The organism is Pseudarthrobacter sp. PH31-O2, from assembly GCF_030063265.1.
Lineage (GTDB): Bacteria > Actinomycetota > Actinomycetes > Actinomycetales > Micrococcaceae > Arthrobacter.
Map to the genome: position 1 here is coordinate 299,999 of NZ_JASIST010000002.1, position 18,607 is coordinate 318,605.

18 protein-coding genes and 1 riboswitch are annotated in these 18,607 nt (G+C 67.0%); of the genes, 10 read left to right on the top strand and 8 right to left on the bottom strand.

Translation table 11 applies throughout. The features are described 5' to 3' along the window. The first annotated feature begins 21 nt into the window (after nucleotides 1-21). From QMG72_RS05200 to QMG72_RS05210, 3 genes are all read left to right on the top strand, one after another. A complete protein-coding gene (locus QMG72_RS05200) occupies nucleotides 22-1,338 on the top strand; it encodes a bifunctional o-acetylhomoserine/o-acetylserine sulfhydrylase (RefSeq protein WP_283479895.1) in 1,317 nt (438 codons plus the stop codon). Between the two features lie 79 nt (nucleotides 1,339-1,417). Beyond that, nucleotides 1,418-1,533, top strand: a riboswitch (SAM riboswitch). An 11-nt stretch (nucleotides 1,534-1,544) separates the two neighbouring features. After that, entirely contained in the window at nucleotides 1,545-2,729 is a 1,185-nt protein-coding gene (gene metX, locus QMG72_RS05205) for a homoserine O-acetyltransferase MetX (RefSeq protein ID WP_283479897.1), read from the top strand. Nucleotides 2,730-2,909: 180 nt separating this feature from the next. Further along, nucleotides 2,910-4,292 carry an MFS transporter gene (locus tag QMG72_RS05210; RefSeq protein ID WP_282359282.1) on the top strand — a complete coding sequence of 461 codons (1,383 nt, stop codon included), beginning with the start codon at nucleotides 2,910-2,912 and terminating at the stop codon, nucleotides 4,290-4,292. A 122-nt stretch (nucleotides 4,293-4,414) separates the two neighbouring features. Here QMG72_RS05210 and QMG72_RS05215 read toward each other — a convergent pair whose 3' ends face one another. Further along, nucleotides 4,415-5,320: a LysR family transcriptional regulator gene (locus tag QMG72_RS05215; RefSeq protein ID WP_283479898.1), complete on the bottom strand. Its 906-nt coding sequence runs from the start codon at nucleotides 5,318-5,320 to the stop codon at nucleotides 4,415-4,417. Nucleotides 5,321-5,496: 176 nt separating this feature from the next. On the opposite strand from QMG72_RS05215, the gene mmsB reads away from it, so the two are divergent. The 3 genes from mmsB to QMG72_RS05230 are packed head-to-tail and all read left to right on the top strand — an operon-like array spanning nucleotide 5,497 to nucleotide 8,484. Continuing rightward, on the top strand, nucleotides 5,497-6,405 hold the full coding sequence (gene mmsB / locus QMG72_RS05220; protein WP_283479899.1) for a 3-hydroxyisobutyrate dehydrogenase: 909 nt from the start codon (nucleotides 5,497-5,499) through the stop codon (nucleotides 6,403-6,405). A gap of 24 nt (nucleotides 6,406-6,429) precedes the next feature. Next, a complete protein-coding gene (locus QMG72_RS05225) occupies nucleotides 6,430-7,914 on the top strand; it encodes a CoA-acylating methylmalonate-semialdehyde dehydrogenase (RefSeq protein WP_283479900.1) in 1,485 nt (494 codons plus the stop codon). 9 nt (nucleotides 7,915-7,923) lie between these two features. Continuing rightward, on the top strand, nucleotides 7,924-8,484 hold the full coding sequence (locus tag QMG72_RS05230) for an isochorismatase family protein (protein WP_283479902.1): 561 nt from the start codon (nucleotides 7,924-7,926) through the stop codon (nucleotides 8,482-8,484). Here QMG72_RS05230 and QMG72_RS05235 read toward each other — a convergent pair. Beyond that, the gene (locus tag QMG72_RS05235; RefSeq protein ID WP_282359291.1) at nucleotides 8,471-8,989 is read right to left on the bottom strand and encodes a hypothetical protein; all 519 of its coding nucleotides are present in this window, start codon (nucleotides 8,987-8,989) and stop codon (nucleotides 8,471-8,473) included. The genes QMG72_RS05230 and QMG72_RS05235 overlap by 14 nt on opposite strands. 74 nt (nucleotides 8,990-9,063) lie before the next feature. Beyond that, on the bottom strand, nucleotides 9,064-9,939 hold the full coding sequence (locus tag QMG72_RS05240; protein WP_396021274.1) for an SGNH/GDSL hydrolase family protein: 876 nt from the start codon (nucleotides 9,937-9,939) through the stop codon (nucleotides 9,064-9,066). 70 nt (nucleotides 9,940-10,009) lie between these two features. Between QMG72_RS05240 and QMG72_RS05245 the strand changes: the two genes are divergently transcribed. Further along, on the top strand, nucleotides 10,010-10,660 hold the full coding sequence (locus tag QMG72_RS05245; RefSeq protein ID WP_226774970.1) for an alpha/beta hydrolase: 651 nt from the start codon (nucleotides 10,010-10,012) through the stop codon (nucleotides 10,658-10,660). 44 nt (nucleotides 10,661-10,704) lie between these two features. On the opposite strand, the gene QMG72_RS05250 is transcribed toward QMG72_RS05245, so the two are convergent. Beyond that, a complete protein-coding gene (locus QMG72_RS05250) occupies nucleotides 10,705-10,941 on the bottom strand; it encodes an RNA-binding S4 domain-containing protein (RefSeq protein ID WP_226774971.1) in 237 nt (78 codons plus the stop codon). Nucleotides 10,942-10,974: 33 nt separating this feature from the next. Here QMG72_RS05250 and QMG72_RS05255 point away from each other — a divergent pair, with 33 nt between their 5' ends. From QMG72_RS05255 to QMG72_RS05265, 3 genes are all read left to right on the top strand, one after another. Continuing rightward, entirely contained in the window at nucleotides 10,975-11,964 is a 990-nt protein-coding gene (locus QMG72_RS05255) for a DMT family transporter (RefSeq protein ID WP_226774972.1), read from the top strand. A gap of 183 nt (nucleotides 11,965-12,147) precedes the next feature. Beyond that, the gene (locus QMG72_RS05260) at nucleotides 12,148-13,533 is read left to right on the top strand and encodes a glycine--tRNA ligase (RefSeq protein WP_226774973.1); all 1,386 of its coding nucleotides are present in this window, start codon (nucleotides 12,148-12,150) and stop codon (nucleotides 13,531-13,533) included. A 2-nt stretch (nucleotides 13,534-13,535) separates the two neighbouring features. Next, nucleotides 13,536-14,534 carry an N-acetyltransferase gene (locus QMG72_RS05265; protein ID WP_226774974.1) on the top strand — a complete coding sequence of 333 codons (999 nt, stop codon included), beginning with the start codon at nucleotides 13,536-13,538 and terminating at the stop codon, nucleotides 14,532-14,534. A gap of 81 nt (nucleotides 14,535-14,615) precedes the next feature. On the opposite strand, the gene QMG72_RS05270 is transcribed toward QMG72_RS05265, so the two are convergent. From QMG72_RS05270 to QMG72_RS05285, 4 genes are all read right to left on the bottom strand, one after another. Further along, complete coding sequence (locus QMG72_RS05270) at nucleotides 14,616-16,064, bottom strand: short-chain fatty acid transporter (protein WP_226774975.1); 1,449 nt, start codon at nucleotides 16,062-16,064, stop codon at nucleotides 14,616-14,618. A 72-nt stretch (nucleotides 16,065-16,136) separates the two neighbouring features. Then, nucleotides 16,137-16,967, bottom strand: coding sequence for a lysophospholipid acyltransferase family protein (locus QMG72_RS05275; RefSeq protein WP_226774976.1), 831 nt, complete (start codon nucleotides 16,965-16,967; stop codon nucleotides 16,137-16,139). A gap of 1 nt (nucleotide 16,968) precedes the next feature. After that, a complete protein-coding gene (locus QMG72_RS05280; RefSeq protein ID WP_226774977.1) occupies nucleotides 16,969-17,781 on the bottom strand; it encodes a DUF1295 domain-containing protein in 813 nt (270 codons plus the stop codon). Continuing rightward, nucleotides 17,781-18,530, bottom strand: a complete 750-nt coding sequence (locus tag QMG72_RS05285) for an alpha/beta hydrolase (protein ID WP_282359296.1) — start codon at nucleotides 18,528-18,530, stop codon at nucleotides 17,781-17,783. The genes QMG72_RS05280 and QMG72_RS05285 overlap by 1 nt, the downstream gene beginning before the upstream one ends. Nucleotides 18,531-18,607 lie beyond the last annotated feature (77 nt).

The following is an 18,607-nucleotide window of genomic DNA, read 5'->3' on the forward strand; positions in this document are numbered from 1 at the left end:
GCTCCCCTAAGGAGTGTCCCGATGTCAAGTGCCTGGTCCTTCGAAACCCGTCAGATCCATGCCGGCCAGGAGCCCGACAGCGCCACCGGCGCCCGCTCGCTGCCGATTTACCAGACGACGTCGTTTGTGTTCCCCAGCGCCGAGAGTGCCGCGAACCGCTTTGCCCTGGCGGAGCTGGCCCCCATTTACACCAGGATCGGCAACCCCACCCAGGATGCCGTGGAGCAGCGGGTTGCCAGCCTGGAAGGCGGACTCGCGGCTCTGCTGCTGAGCTCCGGACAGGCGGCGGAGACCCTGGCCATCCTGAATGTCGCCGAAGCCGGAGACCACGTGGTGGCAAGTCCCAGCCTTTACGGCGGTACTTACAACCTGCTGGCGCACACACTGAAGAAGTTTGGCATTTCCGTGACCTTCGTGGCGGACCCGGACAACCTGGCACAGTGGCGTGACGCCGTGCAGCCCAATACCAAGCTCTTTTTTGGCGAAGTGGTCTCCAACCCGCGCCAGGACGTGCTGGATCTTGAGGGCATCTCCCAGGTGGCCCACGCGGCCGGTGTCCCGCTGATCGTAGACAACACCCTCTCCACGCCGTACCTTATCCGGCCGATCGAGTGGGGTGCGGACATTGTGGTGCATTCGGCCACCAAGTACCTCGGCGGCCATGGAACGGCGATCGCGGGCGTGATAGTGGACTCGGGCAATTTCGACTTCGGCAAGGACCCGGAACGGTTCCCCGGCTTCAACACCCCGGATCCCAGCTATAACGGGCTGGTCTACGCCCGGGACCTCGGCGTGGACGGTGCCCTCGGCGCGAACCTCTCCTATATCCTCAAGGCGCGCGTGCAGTTGTTGCGCGACCTGGGCTCTGCGGTGTCCCCGTTCAACGCCTTCCTTATCGCCCAAGGCATCGAGACCCTTAGCCTGCGGATGGAGCGGCACGTTGCCAACGCCGGCCGGGTCGCCGAATGGCTGGAGGCCAGGGACGACGTCGAATCCGTCGCCTATGCCGGCCTGCCGTCCAGCCCTTGGTTCGAGCGCGGCCGCAAGTACGGACCGAAGGGGACCGGCGCCGTTGTCTCCTTTAACATCGCCGGCGGAGCCGAGGCCGGCAAGAGCTTTGTGGACGCCCTTGAATTGCACTCGCACGTCGCTAATATCGGCGATGTGCGCTCGCTGGTCATTCACCCGGCGTCGACGACACACAGCCAACTCTCGCCGGAGCAGCAGGTCGTTGCCGGGGTGAACCCCGGCCTGGTGCGGCTCTCCGTCGGCCTGGAGCACATCGACGACATCCTCGCCGACCTGGATGCCGGTTTCCGCGCCGCCAAGACCGTCTGACCAACCGTTCCCCGGGGGGAAGTCACACGGGCGTCACATTCTTCGCCACCGGGCGGCCGCATTTCGTACACTCAGGGGAGGTCATGAGTGCCAGCGACAGCCCCGGCTTGCTGGCCGGCAACCCTCCATTTGCGGCGGGGTGCCCCGGGTGAAGACCTGGCCTGCCGGTGAGCTGCCGGCGGGCAAGCGCGAAGTTAGGTCCTCACATGACGATTGCCGCCACCCGCCAGGGTGAAGCCGCAAGCAAGACCTCCCATTCCCATGCCCCGGACCCCGGCGGCAGCGTCGCCGCGGACGGCGCGGCTGTGCCGGACGGAACCGTCCGGTACCTCCGGATCGGTGACCTGGTTCTCGAATCCGGCGCCCGGCTGCCGGACGCCACCCTCGGCTACGAAACATGGGGGACCCTCAACGCCGAACGCTCCAATGCCGTGCTGATCGAGCACGCGTTGACGGGGGACACCCACGTCACGCGCGGCGCCAGTGCGGAGCCGGGCTGGTGGGAGCAGCTCGCGGGCCCGGGCGCCCCGGTGGACACGGGGAAGTACTTTGTCGTTTCGATCAATATCCTGGGCGGCTGCTACGGCTCCACCGGACCCTCGTCGACGGCACCCGACGGGAAGCCCTGGGGCTCACGGTTCCCGCTGGTCACGCTGCGCGATACCACCGACGCCGAGGCCCGGCTCGCGGACGCGCTGGGAATCCGGAGCTGGTACGCCGTGCTCGGCGGTTCCCTGGGCGGGGCGCGTGCCCTCGAATGGGCCGTCAGCTACCCGGACCGGGTCCGGCGCTGCGGGGTTATTTCAATCGGAGCCAGCAGCACCGCCGAGCAGATTGCCTTCGCCCAGGCGCAAACACTCGCCATCCGGCAGGACCCCAACTTCAACGGCGGGGATTACTACGGCGGTCCCGGGCCGGAGGCGGGACTGGCCCTGGCCCGGCGGATAGCGCATATCACCTACCGTTCGGCCGCAGAGCTGGATGGACGGTTCGGCCGGAACGCCCAGGACTCCGAGGCTCCGCTGCGTGCCGGGTCACTCGCCGGGCGCGGGCGTTACCAGGTGGAGAGCTACCTGGACCACCAGGGCAACAAGCTGGTCCGCCGCTTCGATGCGAACAGCTACATCGCCATCACCGAGGCGCTGATGAGCCATGACGTCTGCCGGGGCCGCGGCGCGCTGACGGAGGCGCTCGCCCCTGCGACGGCGGCTTTCCTTGTGGCGGCCGTCGACTCGGACCGGTTGTACTTCCCGGACCAGTCCCGGGCGCTCGCGGCTGCCCTGCCGGGCAACGTTGCGGTGCACACCATCGAGGCGCCCATCGGCCACGACGGCTTCCTGACTGAGATTGGGCAGCTCAACACCCAGCTCCGACAGCACTTCTTCGGGTAGTCCAGCAGCCAAAAGCCGCCGCGGGTGTGCACTTTTGCAGATGCGCTCTGCACTAATGGCCGTTGAGGCCCGGGCCGGAACCGGACATACTCGTGGGGAATGGCGCCGCGTGTCTCACCTCACAGGCGCTCTCCTCCCAATGGTCCACGAGGCGTCGAAGACGATGCCAAAGGAGTCGAAATGAGCACGGAAAACGCGGCCGCACGGCGCGCAGAAGAGCCCGACGTCAAGACGTCCGGCCTCAAAAAAGTAGTCGCGGCCTCCATGGCCGGCACTGTCGTCGAGTGGTACGAGTTTTTCCTCTACGCCTCCGCGGCGACCCTCGTCTTCGGCAAGACCTTCTTCCCCAACTCCGGCTCGGAGCTGGACGGTATCATCGCGGCTTTCCTTACCTATGCAGTTGGCTTCGTTGCCCGCCCCATCGGCGGCATCGTGTTTGGGCACTTCGGCGACAAGTTCGGCCGCAAGCAGCTGCTCCAGCTCAGCATCATCCTGGTCGGAGTTGCCACCTTCCTGATGGGCTGCCTGCCGACCTTCCAGCAGATCGGCTACTGGGCTCCGGCCCTCCTGGTGTTCCTGCGGTTCGCCCAGGGCTTCGCCGTCGGCGGTGAATGGGGCGGCGCAGTCCTCCTCGTCGCGGAGCACAGCCCGAACAAATCCCGCGGCTTCTGGGCCAGCTGGCCGCAGTCCGCAGTTCCGCTGGGCAACCTGCTGGCCACTGCGGTGCTGTTCATCCTCTCCTCGACGCTGTCCTCCGCGGACTTCCTCAGCTGGGGCTGGCGCGTGGCCTTCTGGCTCTCCGCGGTGATTGTGCTGATCGGCTACTACATCCGGACCAAGGTCACCGACGCCCCCATCTTCCTGGAGGCCCAGAAGGAAGTCACCGTCGAGAAGAAGGGCTACGGCGTGGGCGAAGTCTTCCGCCGGTACCCGCGCGGTGTGTTCACCGCCATGGGCCTGCGCTTCGCGGAGAATATCCTCTACTACCTGGTAGTCACCTTCTCGATCACGTACCTGAAGGTGGTTGTCCAGACTGACACCTCACGGATCCTGCTGCTGCTGCTCGTCGCACACGCTGTCCACTTCGCCGTGGTTCCGATGGTCGGCCGCCTGTCGGACCGCCTCGGCCGCAAACCGGTCTACATGGCCGGCGCCGTCCTGGGCGGCACCTGGGGCTTCTTCGCCTTCCCGATGATGGACACCAAAAACGACATCATCATCCTTGCTGCCATCACCATCGGCTTGCTCTTCCACGCACTGATGTATGCCGGCCAGCCGGCCATTATGGCCGAGATGTTCCCGACCCGGATGCGCTACTCGGGTGTCTCGCTCGGCTACCAGGTCACCTCGATCGTGGCCGGATCGATGGCTCCGATCATCGCAGCCTCGCTGCTGAGCACGTTCAAGTCCTCCACCCCGGTGGCCATCTACCTGCTCGGTGCCTGCCTGGTCACGATGGTGGCGGTGTACTTCCTCAAGGAAACCCGCGGCATCTCGCTCCACGACGTCGACGCCGCCGACGCCCGGGGCACCGCCGACCTCCTCGCCGCGGGCAAGAACTAACAGGCAGGAAGTATCAGGCAAGAAGTAACTGCAACGAAATAGCTGCAACGAAATAGCAGCAACAACAACGGCCCTTGTCCCCGCACCGCGGGGACAAGGGCCGTTGTTGTTGGCCGCCGGGCTCAGCCCAGCAGGACATCCTGGCGCTCGGAGATCTCGGTCCGGACGGCCGCCAGGACGGCCTGCACCGGCGCGGAGCGCAGCGATTCCGCGCGGGCCACCGCCCAGATCGGAAGTTGGCGCTGGAAGTCCGTCGGCAGGACCGGCACAAAGCCGGGGTCGCCGACCGCCAGGAAGTTCGGCAACAGCCCGATGCCCGCACCCCGGCGGACCGCCTCCAGCTGGGCAAAGATGCTGGTGGCCTGGAAGCTGGACCGCGGGACGGGAAGCTGGGTGGAGCGGTGGCCAAGTTCGGCGACCTGCAGCGCCGATTCGACGTAGGACACAAAACCATGCTGCCGGACGTCGTCGAGCGTCACCGGAAGTCCGCGGTCCCGGGCGTACTGCGGGCTGGCGTACAGCCGGAGAAAGTAGTTGGCCAGGAAAATGGGCTGCGCATTGCTGACGTCGAGGTTGCCGACCACCACCTCCAGGTCCACGCCGGAGCGGTTCCGGCTGACCTTGCGCGTGGCGCTGAGCATTTCGACGTTCAGCAGCGGATGCTGACGTTGCATCCGGACGAGCGCCGGTGCAACGAATTCTGCCCCGAAGCCGTCGGGTGTGCTGACCCGGACCAGGCCCGAGAGTACGTCTTCGGACTGCGCGATGCGGTTTGTGAGCGCACCGAGGGTGCCCTCGATCGCCTCGGCGGCGGCCACGGCCTCGTTGCCAAGGTCCGTCAGTTCCCAGCCGTGCGGACTCCGCTCCAGGGTGCGCCCGCCCAGCTGTTTGTCCAGCGCCAGGATGCGGCGGGAGATGGTTGTGTGGGTTGTGCCGAGGGTCTCTGCCACCGCGTTGAACCGGCCCAGCCGGGCTACCGTCAGCAGGATCAGCAGATCGTCCGGGCTCGGCAGCCGCCTCACGTCCATGGGTCTCCCTCGCAACTCTGTATGTGCATCCGTGCACATAGCATCTGTGGTTTTTTCCCTTGATTGCACTGTAGCAGGGGTGTGATGCTTAACACTGAGCATCCGGCCACTGCCGGAACCCGGGCGCTGCGTTTGGCGGCGCGCACGGGATGACCCAAAGCAAAGGAGCTTATGCCATGGCAGTTATCGCCTGGATCGGACTGGGGAACATGGGCGGGTCCATGTCCGTGAACCTCGCCGCGGCCGGCCACAACGTCCGCGGTTTCGACCTCAACCCTGAGGCCGTTGCCACCGCCGCCGCAGGCGGTGTCAAGCCCGCCGTAAGCATCGCCGAGGCGGTTGACGGCGCCGACGTTGTGTTTACCATGCTTCCCAAGGGCGAACATGCCCGCGCCGTGTACCTGGGCGAAGACGGCGTGCTGGCCCACGCCGACACCAAGACCCTGCTGGTGGACTCCTCCACGATCGACATCGCCTCGGCCCAGGCCCTGCACGACGCCGCCGCTGCGGCGGGCTTCCGCTTTGTCGACGCGCCCGTCTCCGGCGGCATGAGCGGTGCGAAGGCCGCCACGTTGACGTTTATGATCGGCGGGGAGGCCGGCGCGGTGGCCGACGCCACCGAATACATCAAGCCGATGGCGGCGAACATCATCCCCACCGGCGGCGCCACCACCGGCCAGGCCGCCAAAATCTGCAACAACCTGATGCTCTTTATCAACCTCGCCTCGACGGCCGAGGGCGCGGTGCTCGCGGACCGTCTGGGCCTGGACAAGCAGGTCTTCTGGGACATCGCCTCCGTCTCCTCCGGCGACAGCTGGGCGCTGCGGACCTGGTACCCGGTGGCCGGCGTTGTGCCCACCGCCGCCTCGAACAACGACTTCGCGCCGACGTTTACCGCCGAGCTCGCCAACAAGGACATCGGCCTGGCCATCAGCGCTGCCCGCGACACCGGCACGCCGCTGGAGATCGGCGAGCACGTCCAGCAGCTTTTCCAGCGGCTCATCGACGGCGGCCAGTCCGGCACGGACTGCTCCGCAATCGTCAAGCTGGTTGACGGCTCGTTCGAGTCCGCCAAGCAGCCCTAAACCTTTTAGAAAGAGATCCTCCCCATGGAACGCATTCCGCACTTCATCAACGGCGCCCTGATCTCCGATGCCGAGCGCTACGGCCCCGTCTTTAACCCGGCCACCGGCGAGCAGGAAAAGGAGGTCGCCCTGGCCTCTGCCGGCCGCGTCCAGGAAGCCGTTGAAGCCGCCCGCGCCGCGCTGCCGGGCTGGCGCGCCACAAGCCTCGCCAAGCGCACCACCATCTTCTTTAAGGTCCGCGAACTGCTGTTGGCCCGCCGGCCTGAACTGGCTGCCCTGCTGACCAGTGAACACGGCAAGGTCCTCTCCGATGCCGAGGGCGAAATCACCCGCGGCCTGGAGAACATCGAGTTCGCCACCGGGCTCTCCCACGCGCTCAAGGGCGAACGTTCCGAACAGGTCGCCGGCGGTGTCGACGTTCACTCGGTGCGCCAGCCGGTCGGCGTCGTCGCCTGCGTCACGCCGTTCAACTTCCCGGCCATGGTGCCGCTGTGGATGATCGGCAGCGCCCTGGCCTGCGGAAACACTGTGCTGCTTAAGCCCAGCGAAAAGGATCCGTCATCCGCGGTCTTCATCGCCCAGGTCTTCGCCGAGGCCGGCCTGCCCGCCGGTGTGTTGAACGTTGTGCACGGCGACAAGGAAGCCGTCGACGTCCTGCTCGAACACCCGGACGTCAAGGCCATCAGCTTTGTCGGTTCGACGCCGATCGCCCAGTCCATCTACAGGCGTGCCGCCGAGCACGGCAAGCGTGTGCAGGCCCTGGGCGGCGCCAAGAACCACATGGTGGTCCTCCCCGACGCGGACCTGGCAATGGCCGCCGACGCCGCCGTCTCGGCCGCCTACGGTTCCGCCGGGGAACGTTGTATGGCCATCAGCGTCCTGGTCGCCGTCGGGAACATTGCCGACGAACTCGTAGCGGCAATCAGCACCCGAATGGCCACGCTCAAGATCGGGCCCGGTACCGACCCCGCCTCGCAGATGGGCCCGCTGATCACCGCAGCGCACCGTGACAAGGTGGCCTCCTATGTCGCCGGCGCGGCCGAGGAAGGCGCCACAGTCGTGGTGGACGGCCGGGAGCAGGCCTTTGACTCCAACGGCTTTTTCATCGGCGTCAGCCTGGTGGACCACGTTAAGCCCGGCATGAAGGTCTACGACGATGAGATCTTCGGCCCCGTCCTGTCCGTAGTCCGGGTCGAGAGCTACGCCGACGCCGTGCAGCTTGTCAACGACAACGAGTTCGGCAACGGCGTGGCAATCTTCACCCGCGACGGCGGCGCAGCCCGGCAGTTCGAGTTCGACGTCGAGGCCGGCATGGTCGGCGTGAACGTGCCGATCCCGGTGCCGGTGGGTACCTTCTCCTTCGGCGGCTGGAAGAACTCGCTCTTCGGCGACACCCACATGTACGGTCCGGAGAGCATCCGCTTCTACACCCGGGGCAAGGTCGTCACCACCCGCTGGCCGGATCCCGCCACCTCGGTGATCGACCTGGGTTTCCCGCAGGTCGACTAAAGTCGGCATATGAGCACGCTTGAGAACCGGCCCAACACGGCCCTGGTCGTCGTGGACATGCAGCTCGACGTCGTCGCGGCGGCCTACCGCCGCGACGACGTCATCGCGACCATCGCCACCCTCGTGGACAAGGCGCGCGACGCCGGGGCGGCGGTCGTCTGGGTGCAGCACAGCGGGGCGGAACTCCCGAGCGGCAGCGCAGGCTGGCGCTATGTTCCCGAGCTCGTCCGGGGCGAGGCGGAGCCGCTGGTGCCCAAGGAGTACAGCGACGCCTTCGAAGCGACCGACCTGGAGTCAGTGCTGGCCGGCCGCGGCATCGGCCGTTTGTTCCTGGCCGGAGCGCAGACCGACGAGTGCATTCGCTCCACACTCCACGGTGCCATCACCCGCGGATATGACGTCACCTTGGTGGCGGACGCCCACACCACCGAGGACCTCAGTGAATTTGGTGCGCCGCCGCCGGAACTTGTGGTGGCCCACACGAATCTCTATTGGCGGTACCACCGGGCTCCGGGGCGCACCGCAGGAACCGTGAACGCTGCCGACGTGGACTTCGCTAGCCCTTCATGATCTCGGCCCGCTGGGCCATGTAGTCCTCCATGGAGAGCTCGCCGTCGCTGTACCGCTGGTCCAGGTCGGCGAGCTTGCGCGCCCGGAAGCCCTGCGGGGCCGCCGGCGGTTGAGGCGACGGCTCCGGGGTCGGAACCGGGGTCGGAATCGGCGCCGGCGGCTGCCATTGCTGCTGCGGCGCGGCCTGCGGCGGGTGATTCAGGTACTCCGGGCTGTCCTCATACGGGGCGCGGTAGTCCTGCTTCGCGGGAGGCTGCGGTGCGCCGAGCTGTCCGAATCCGCCGTAGTAGTCCCGCTGGGTGAAGCCGTCCCGCGGCGGGTTTCCCTGCTGGCCGGGGTGCTGGCCGGGGCCGGGACCGGCGCCGGGGAAGTTGCCGAACCGGTCCGGCAGTCCGCCGGGCATACCCTGGTTCCGGTTTCGGCCGCGCACCGACTTCTTGTAGTAGCGCATAGCCATCGGGACCAGGAATGACAAAACGATGATCCAAAAGAACAGACTGTTCACGGCACGCCTTTCAGGAAGTGTCCTTCCAGCCTAACGCGCAGACCGGTTCCGGGGTGCCCGGGACCGGGCGCCGGTCAGGACCGTACGGGCTCGCCGGTGCCGGGAGGGCCTTCGCCCGACCCCAGCGGCATGCCGGGTCCGAAGACGGGCCCCGGGAGCGGGCGCTTGGCCGTGACGCCGTCGCCGGAGGAACGGTGCCGGATCCGCCGGACGACCCACGGCACAAAGTATTCACGGGCCCACACCAGATCACCGGACCGGGCCTGCCGCCAGCTTTGCGGCGGCAGCGGCTTGGGGGAGAGGGGCTCCAGGGTGTGCTCGACGTTGAGGGATTCCAGGACCATGGCCGCGATGGTGTGATGGCCCAGCGGCGAGAAGTGCAGCCGGTCCGCATCCCACATCTGCGGGTCGTTCAGCTGCCGCAGGGACCACATGTCCGCGATGATGGCGTCGTGGCGGGCCGCGATGGTGCGGAGGTTCTCGTTATAGATGGCCACCTTGCTCCGTACCCGGCCCAGCACGGAGGAACCGGTGTCGGGACCGTTGAAGAGGACCACTGTGGCGCCGGCCAGGGCGAGGATCTGCACCACCGAATCCAGTTTCTCGGCTAGGGCATCCGGGTCTCCGCCGGGGCGGATCAGGTCGTTTCCGCCGGCGGACAAGGTCACAAGGTCGGGCCGCAGGGACAGGCAATGCGCCAGTTGCTGGTCCACTATCTGCTGCAGGAGACGGCCCCTGACGGCCAGGTTGGCATAGGCGAAGCCGTCGTGGCCGCGGCTCAGTTCCTCGGCCACGCGGTCCGCCCAGCCCCGGTGTCCACCCGGACTCGCCTGTTCGGGGTCGCCGATGCCCTCGGTAAAGGAGTCACCCATGGCCACGTAGCGGGACCAGGGATGGGCAATGACGTTGTCCGGGGAGGTCGCGAGGGCTTCAGTTTCGTTCACCTTCATATGGTGCACTCTTCCGGTAAAGCCGCGCCACCGGAAATTGTTACTTCCAGGTAACTGTAAGAATGGAGCCATGACACACGCTGTTGCCTTCCCCGCCCCTGTTGTCCTGTGGTCCCAACCGGAGCCAGAGCGGGCCGGCAGGCCGCTGCTGGTCCTGCTGCACGGCTATGGGGCCAACGAAGCGGACCTTATGAGCCTGGCCGAGCTGCTGCCGCCGGAATTCGCCGTCGCGTCGGTGCGCGCCCCGATGGTCTCCGGTGCAGGCTTCACCTGGTTCCCGTTGTCGGCGTCGATCGGCTACTCCCTGGACGCCGTCAAGGATGCCGCCGGGTACGTCGAGAACTGGCTCGACTCGGTTCGTCCGAACCACCCGTCCGTGACGCTTTTGGGCTTTTCAATGGGGATGGCGCTCGCCACCGCGCTGTTGCGCCGGCGGCCCGCGGACTACGCCGCCGTCGTCGGACTCTCCGGTTTTGCGGTCGACGCCGGTGCTGACAGCGGTTTCCGTGACGCGGAGCTGGACGGGACGGTGCCGATGTTCTGGGGCCGCGACCAGCAGGATCCCGTGATCCCGGCCGAGAAGGTCGACTTCACCCTGGGCTGGGCCCGTCAACACGTTAAGCTCACCAAGGTCCTGTACACCGGAATGTGGCACGGCATCAACCAGCAGGAAATCGGGCACGTCGGCGAGTTCCTGACCCATGAGGTGCTGAGGAGCTGAACCGGCGGCGCCGGGGCGGACTGTGCCCGGCGCCAGTGTCCGGGTTACGCTCCGGCAGGGGTACTGATCCGCACTGTCCTGCCGTTGACGGTTACGGTGTCCCCGTGGTGGAGCTGGCGGCCGCGGCGTTCGTCAATATCGCCGTTGACCTTCACGAGTCCGCCCTTGATCAGCTCCGCCGCTTCCACCCCGTCCTCAACCAGGCTGGCCAGCTTCAAGAGCTGGCCGAGCCGGATCATGTCGTCGCGGATGGGGACCTCTGCAATTTCCGGTTTGCTCATAGAAGTAATGATGCCTGACGAAAGGGGCCAGCAATGACCCACACACCCCGGCTTCCGTTCCTCGCGGGGCTGCCCCTCGCCGTGGCGGCGGGGCTGATGATGCCCGTGCAGGGCAGGATCAACGGCGCCCTGGGGACGGCGCTCGCGGACGGAATCGGCGCCGCTGTGGTGAGTTTCTCGACCGGGCTGGTGGTGATGATCGTGATTTCGCTCGTCCTGCCGCGCGGACGGGCCGGGCTGGCGCAGATCCTGCCGGCCGTCCGGGAGCGCCGGTTCCCGCCCTACTTCGTCCTGGCCGGCTGCATCGGCGCTTTCTTCGTCTTCGCGCAGTCGTTCACGATCGGCGTGCTGGGGGTAGCCCTGTTCACGGTCGCTGCCGTGACCGGCCAGACCCTCAGCGGGCTGCTTGTCGACCGGATCGGGATTGGCCCGGCCGGCCGGAGATCCATCACCGGAATCAGGGTGCTGGGCAGCGTCCTGACCGTTGCCGCCGTCGCCTGGGCCGTATCTCCGCGCTTCTCCGGTGCTGAAGCGGGAATGTCCGATCTGCTGGTTCCGGTCCTGGTCCCCGTCCTGGCCGGCTTCCTGATGAGCTTCCAGCAGGCCATGAACGGCACCGCTGCTGTGCACTACGGCACACCGATCGCCGCTACCCTGATGAACTTCATCGCCGGCTCGGTCCTGCTCTGGGCCGCGTGGCTGGTCAAGGCCGCCGTCGCGGGTCCAGGCAATGCGCTGCCGGGGGAGTGGTGGTACTACCTGGGCGGGCCCATGGGCTGCGTCTTTATCGGCGTCGGGGCCCTGCTGGTGCGCAGCCTGGGCGTGCTGGTGACCGGACTGGGCATGATCGCGGGCCAGCTGCTGGGTTCGCTGGGACTGGACCTGGCGTTCCCGTCACCCGGCACGGTGGTGGAGCTGCCCACCGTGCTGGGAACACTGCTGACCCTGGCCGCCATTGTGCTCGCGAGCCTGCCGTGGCCCCGGGGTGTCCTGGGGCGGGGCCGGGGACCGGCTGCCCGGTAGGCTAGGAGGCGCAGCTTCCTGCACCGCCACCATTAAGCACTCCTCCGGGACCGGCTGGTTGGCGCGTGCCGGTGTTTGTGTTTTAGTTTTGCGTTTTTGTAGTGCCCCGACCGGCAACCAGCCGGGGTTCCGGGGCTGAGACCGCGGACCGCACCCAGCGGCCCTGTAGAAAGTGGAGTTCCCATGGCAGCAAAATCCGTCCTCGACCAGATCATCTCCCTCGCCAAGCGCCGGGGTTTCGTATTCCAGGCCGGTGAAATCTATGGGGGTTCCCGTTCGGCCTGGGACTATGGGCCCCTGGGTGCCGAGCTGAAGGAAAACATCAAGCGCCAGTGGTGGCAGTCAGTGGTCCGTGGCCGCGACGACGTCGTTGGCCTGGATTCCTCGGTCATCCTGCCCCGCCAGGTCTGGGAGGCATCCGGGCACGTTGACGTGTTCTCCGACCCGCTGGTCGAATGCCTCTCCTGCCACAAGCGTTACCGCGCCGATCACCTCGAGGAAGAATTCGAGGAGAAGAAGGGCCGTCCCCCCGAGAACGGCCTTAAGGACATCGCCTGCGCAAATTGCGGCACCCGCGGAGAATGGACCGAGCCGCAGGAATTCTCCGGCCTGCTCAAGACCTACCTCGGCCCGGTGGCCAACGAAGAGGGATTGCACTACCTGCGTCCGGAAACGGCCCAGGGCATCTTTGTGAACTTCTCCAACGTGCTCACCACGTCCCGCAAGAAGCCGCCCTTTGGCATCGGCCAGATCGGCAAGTCCTTCCGCAACGAGATCACACCGGGCAACTTCATCTTCCGCACCCGTGAGTTCGAGCAGATGGAAATGGAATTCTTCGTCGAACCGGGCACCGACGAGCAGTGGCACCAGTACTGGATGAAGGAGCGGATGTCCTGGTACACGGGCCTCGGCATCCGGGAAGAGAACCTGCGCTTCTTCGAGCACCCGCTGGAGAAACTCAGCCACTACTCCAAGGGCACCACCGACATCGAGTACCGCTTCGGCTTCCACGGCTCGGAGTGGGGTGAGCTTGAGGGCGTCGCCAACCGCACCGACTTCGACCTCTCCACCCACGCCAAGGCCTCCGGCCAGGACCTGAGCTACTTTAACCAGGCCACCAACGAGCGCTACACCCCGTACGTGATTGAACCGGCCGCCGGGCTGACCCGTTCGTTTATGGCGTTTATGATCGACGCGTACACCGAGGACGAGGCACCCAACTCCAAGGGCGGCGTCGACGTCCGCACAGTACTCAAGCTTGATCCGCGCCTGGCCCCGGTCAAGGCGGCAGTGCTTCCGCTCAGCCGGAACGAGGATCTGTCCCCGAAGGCCAAGGACCTCGCTGCCCAGTTGCGCAAAAGCTGGAACATCGAGTTCGACGACGCCGGCGCCATCGGCCGCCGCTACCGCCGTCAGGACGAAATCGGCACGCCGTTCTGCATCACAGTGGACTTCGAGACCCTGGACGACCAGGCCGTCACCATCCGCGAACGCGACACCATGAGCCAGGAGCGCGTTTCCCTGGACAAGGTGGAGGGTTACCTGGCCGCACGGCTGATCGGCGCCTGATCGTGGCGATCGCATACCGTCAATGGCGCGACGGCGACGACCTGGCACTGCTCGAAATCTGGGGCGGGCCCGAGACCGAGCAGGCCCGGCAGTTCCGCGGTACCCTGGCCCCCTCGGGCGGGGCGCCGTGGCGGCGCTGCATCGTGGCCGAGGACGTCGTCGACGGTGTGGCCATCCCGGTCGCGGCCGGCGTTGTGCACGAGGCCTCGTTGCACCCGGAACGGCTCTGGGCCTACATCGAGGTTGACCGGCACCACCGCCGCACGGGCGTCGGCTCGACGCTGCTGACCATGCTGCGGCACGAGGCGGCCCAGTCGCCGTCCGGTGTCAGCCGGCTGCGGACCAAGGTGGAGCCGGGCACCCCCGGCGCGGCCTTCGTCGAGGCGGCAGGGATGGTGCCGATCCAGCGTTCCCGGCTCGTCGTCGTCGACCCCGGCGCGCTTAAGCTGCCCGTTTTCGGCGACGGTTCCGAGGCTGCTGCCTCCGAGCAGGTGGAGGACCTGGCCACCGGTTCGGTGGAGCTCAGCGATGTGGTGGGACGCTACTACACGTCCGTGCACGGCTGGGACAGCCCGGGTGAGCTCAGTATTGCCAAGGTCCAGCGCTTGTTCCTGGACGAGCTCAGCGGAGCGCACGGCGCGATTGTGCTGCGCGCACCGAAGGCCAGTGCCTTCGGTGCGGGGGTGCCGGCCAGCAGGAAGGGCAGGCTCGAGGCTTTTGCCATCAGCTACGCCGAGCTCGTACCCGTCGACGGAACGGCGGGCGAAGCCCCGTCCGGCCAGCCCACCGACGTATTCCTGGGCCACGAGCCGAACCTCTCCGCGGACGAAGCCCAGGCAGCGGTTCGGGACTTGCTGGCGCTGATTGCGTTCCAGCACCCGGTGCTGCTGGAACTGGACGACTCGATGTCGGCGCTGAGCGCCGTCGTCGAGCCGCTGCTCGAAAGCGGCAAAGCCCGTCTGCAGGGTGCCAATACGCTGGTGGTCTCGGACCCGGCCTAGCCATTAACCCAACTGACCCGCAGTTGCGGCCGTTATGAAGCGTGATAACGGCCACAGCTGCGGGTCAGTTTGCGTGCAGGCCTATTTACCCGGCGGCATCACCGGGGGAACGAAGTCGAACGTCATGCCCAGGAGCCAGACGAGCAGCAGCACCACCGGCAGGTGGAACACAAACTGCAGGAAGGTAAAGCCCACCAGGTCCCGGGCCCGCAACTTCAGCACGGCGAGCAACGGAAGCATAAAAAACGGGTTGATCAGGTTCGGCAGGGCCTCGGCGATGTTATAGATCTGCACGGTCCAGCCGAGGTTCATCTGGACGTCGGTGGCCGACTGCATCACGTACGGCGCCTCGACGAGCCACTTGCCGCCGCCAGAGGGGACAAGCAGGCCGAGCAGGGCGGTGTACAGCGCAATAACGACGGCGAACCCGCCGCCGCTGCCGATGCCCGAGAAGAACTCGGCCAGGTGCGCGGAGATGGTCATCCCGCCGTTGCCGGTGGCCTTGGTGAGGATCGCCGCCATCGCCGCATAGAGCGGGAACTGGACCAGGATTCCGGCGGTCGCCGGAACAGCCTTGGTGACGGCCTGCAGGAAGTTCCGCGGGGTCCCGTGCAGCACCAGGCCCAGGATGAGGAAGACCAGCAGGTAGCCGTTGAGGCTGCTCACCACGGTGAGGAAGGGCTTGGTAAGGAACTGCGAGATAAGCCAGCCGAGTGTCAGGATGCCGGCCAGCACCGGCAGGATGATGCTGTATTCGAGCCACTCGCCCGGGCGCGAACGCGGTGCCGGTTCGCCCGGCGCGTCGTCAAGGTCGACGCCGAGGTCCGCGGCGGTGCGGATGGCGCCGCCCCGGGGCGCCGAGAAGTGCGCGATGACTGTGGTCAGCGCCATCAGGATTGCCAGGGTGAGCAGCGACTGCCACGTGAAGATGGTGGTGCCGAAGTCCAGGATGCCGGTGATCTTCAGCAGTGCCGGCGGCAGTGAGGCGGCGGTGGCCTGCAGCTGTGCTGCGGAGGAGGACAGCCCGAGCGCCCAGACGGCGCCGAGGCCCATAAAGGCTGCGGCGCCAAGCGCGCGGTAATCTACCGTCAAGTCTTTGCGGCGGGCGATGGCACGGGCCAGCAGGCCGCCGAAGATGAGGCTCAGGCCCCAGTTCAGGAAGGACACCGACATTGACATCAGCGCGACAAAGCTGACCGCGGTTTGGGCGGTGGCCGGGACGAGGGCCAGCCGGCTGATCAGCTTGGCTACGGGCGGTGAGGTCGCCACAACGTAGCCGGTCAGCACCACCATCGCCATCTGCAGGGTAAAGGCCGTCAGGTCCCAGAATCCGTTGCCGAATGAATCGGCGATGGACTGGGGCGAAGCTCCGATGGCCAAGGCGGCCACAGCGATGATGATGACGCCGGCCAGGGCGAAGACGTAGGCGTCCGGAAACCACTTCTCGGTCCACGCGGCCAACCGTTGGGCTATCCGGGCGAGACCGCGTTCTTCGCCGCTTTCGCTTTTGCTCAGGACTGTGTTTGCCACAGGGGTGTACCTCTCCATTGAGTGCTCATTTGTACCCGTAGGAGTGTAGCCAAACGATGGCGGTATCCAGGCTTATCGGCGCCGGCCGCCTGCGCGCCGCGGACCTTCGGCCTTGTCCAGCCGCCTGCGTTCGTCCTCGGTAGGTGCTCCGCCGCCGAGGGCCGCGGGCATCCACCACGCACCCGGGGCCGGGTCCAGGGGGAAGTCCGCGATACAGGTATCGATGCCAGCCTGCAGGGACCGTCGCAGCGAGTCGGTGGCCGCCCGGGCGTCCTGGGACGGGTCGACGCAGACCGGTTCCCCGACGTGGATCCGGACTGGCGCGCGCCAGGCGCGGGCAGGGGAAAAGCCGTGGTTCCTTGTCATCAGCCGGTGGGCGCCCCAGACGGACACAGGGATGATGGGCACCCCGGCCTCGGCCGCCATCCGCACCGCGCCGGTCTTGCACTCGCGCACGCGGAAGCTGCGGCTGACGCCGGCCTCCGGCAGGATCGCGATGATCTCGCCCGCGCGGAGCTTTTCCACGGCGGCGTCGTAGGCATGGGCGCCGGTTCCATAGCCGACGACGATGTGCCCGGCTGCGCTGATGGCCGGGCCCGCGAACCAGTGGTCGGCCGCCCCCTGGGTGATGAGGAAGCGCATCTGGGCCTTGGCGCGCCACCAGAGCAGCACTTCGGCGAAGGCGAAGTCGAGGTACCCGAAGTGGGTGATCGCGACGACGGCGCCACGGCCCGGGACCACCCGGCGGGACCGACCCTCCCGGCCCCCGCCGCGGGACTCCGGCGCCGGGAGGTGTTCCTGCCCGGTCACGATGACCCGGATCCGGAAGAGCCGGCGCAGCATTCGCCCGGTGCTGACGATCACGCGGTAGAAGCCGTCATTGGGCCTGGGGCGCCAGGGCATGTCAGCGACCGCCCTGAATCCGGCGGGGCGGCAGGGGCAGGAAGCCCGACGTGGACTCCACATATTCCTTATAGCCCGGGCGGGCGGACATGGCCTTCTCGGTCAACGGCTTGCCGGATTTGCCCGCTAGCAGCCAGATCATCAGTGCAGGGGAGAGGACCGTCAATACCCCCGGCCAGGAATCGGCGGCCACCAGGAAGATTCCGGTCCAAACAGCGGCGTCGCCGAAGTAGTTCGGGTGCCGGGTATAACGCCAAAGCCCTGTGTTGAGCACGGTCCCGCGCCGGGACGGATCATCCTTGAACTGCGCCAGCTGCCAGTCGCCAACCGCCTCGAAAACAAAACCGACAGTCCACAGCAGCACACCAAGCCATGCCAGCCAGCCAAGGTTTCCGGTGCCGAACATCCCGACCTGGACGGTCAGGGAGACGAAGAACAGGATCACACCCTGCGGCAGGTAGACCTTGCGCACCGCGTAGCTGTTGCGGGACCCCGGAGCTGAGGAGAGCATGTCGACGTAGCGGGGATCCTCGTGGCCGCCGCGGGCCCGAAGCCCGATGTGGACGGCGAGGCGGATGCCCCAGACCGCCACCAGCGCCAGCAGCAGCAGCCGCCGGCCGCCGTCGCCGGCTCCGGCGGAAAGGAACCAGGAGATGACGGCCGCCACTACAAAGCCCAGGCCCCAGACGGTGTCGATGACGGAGTGGCGGTTCTGCCGGACGGCGATGCTGAAGGTGATGGCCAGCAGCACCACAAGGCCCGCCGCCACCCACGGCAGGCTGGCCAGGAAGCCGGTGAGCGGAAAGTCCGCCATTACAGCACCACCGGGAGGCTGGCGGCGGCGGGAAGGAGGCTGCGGAACGAGCCGGCGCCGCCGTGTGGGTCCGGCCTTGAACCGCCCGCGAACGCATCGAGGATAAAACCGTTGGCGAGCAAGTTCCACAGGTGCAGCCGGCGGAACATAAAGTGCCCTGCTCCCTTGAGGGAGACGTAGTCCACGGACTCGGCGACGCCGTCGGCCCGGCGGGCATACGCGAGCGAGTTCCCGGGACTGGTCCAGCGGTCCTCGGTGCCATGGACGATCAGGATCCGGCGGCCGGCCACTCGCTCCACCGGGGTTTCGGCGTTAAGCCAGGGCGCAAGGGCGACGACGGCTTCCACCTGCGGGTGGTCCGCGACGCAGAGTGCGGTCAAGCCCCCCATCGAGTGGCCCAGAAGATAGATCGGAACCCCAGGATGTTCACGGCTGATGTGGTTCAGTGCCCACCGGGCATCCTGGACCGGGGACATCGCCGCGCCGTTCCAGCCCCGGTACCGGTTCCGAAGAGTCCAGACTGCCAGGCCATCGTCCGTGCCGGCGTTGCGGAGGGCGCGGGCGAAGGGCAGCATCCGGGCCGGACTCAGGTGCCGGGCACGGACGGATTCGAAGCTGTCGGACCGTCCGCCGTGCAGGACCAGGGCAACTCCCCGGGTTTCCCCGGCTGCCGCGGCAATGCTCAATACGGCCTTGGCGGCGGGGCCCGGGCGCTCAGGTTCGCGGTCGTCTATCTTGCGTATGGCCATGCCGTACCTCCACATCGTGTCCGTCGTTTTCAACCGTCGTTTTCAACCGTCGTTTCCAACCATAGGGCGCAGCGCCC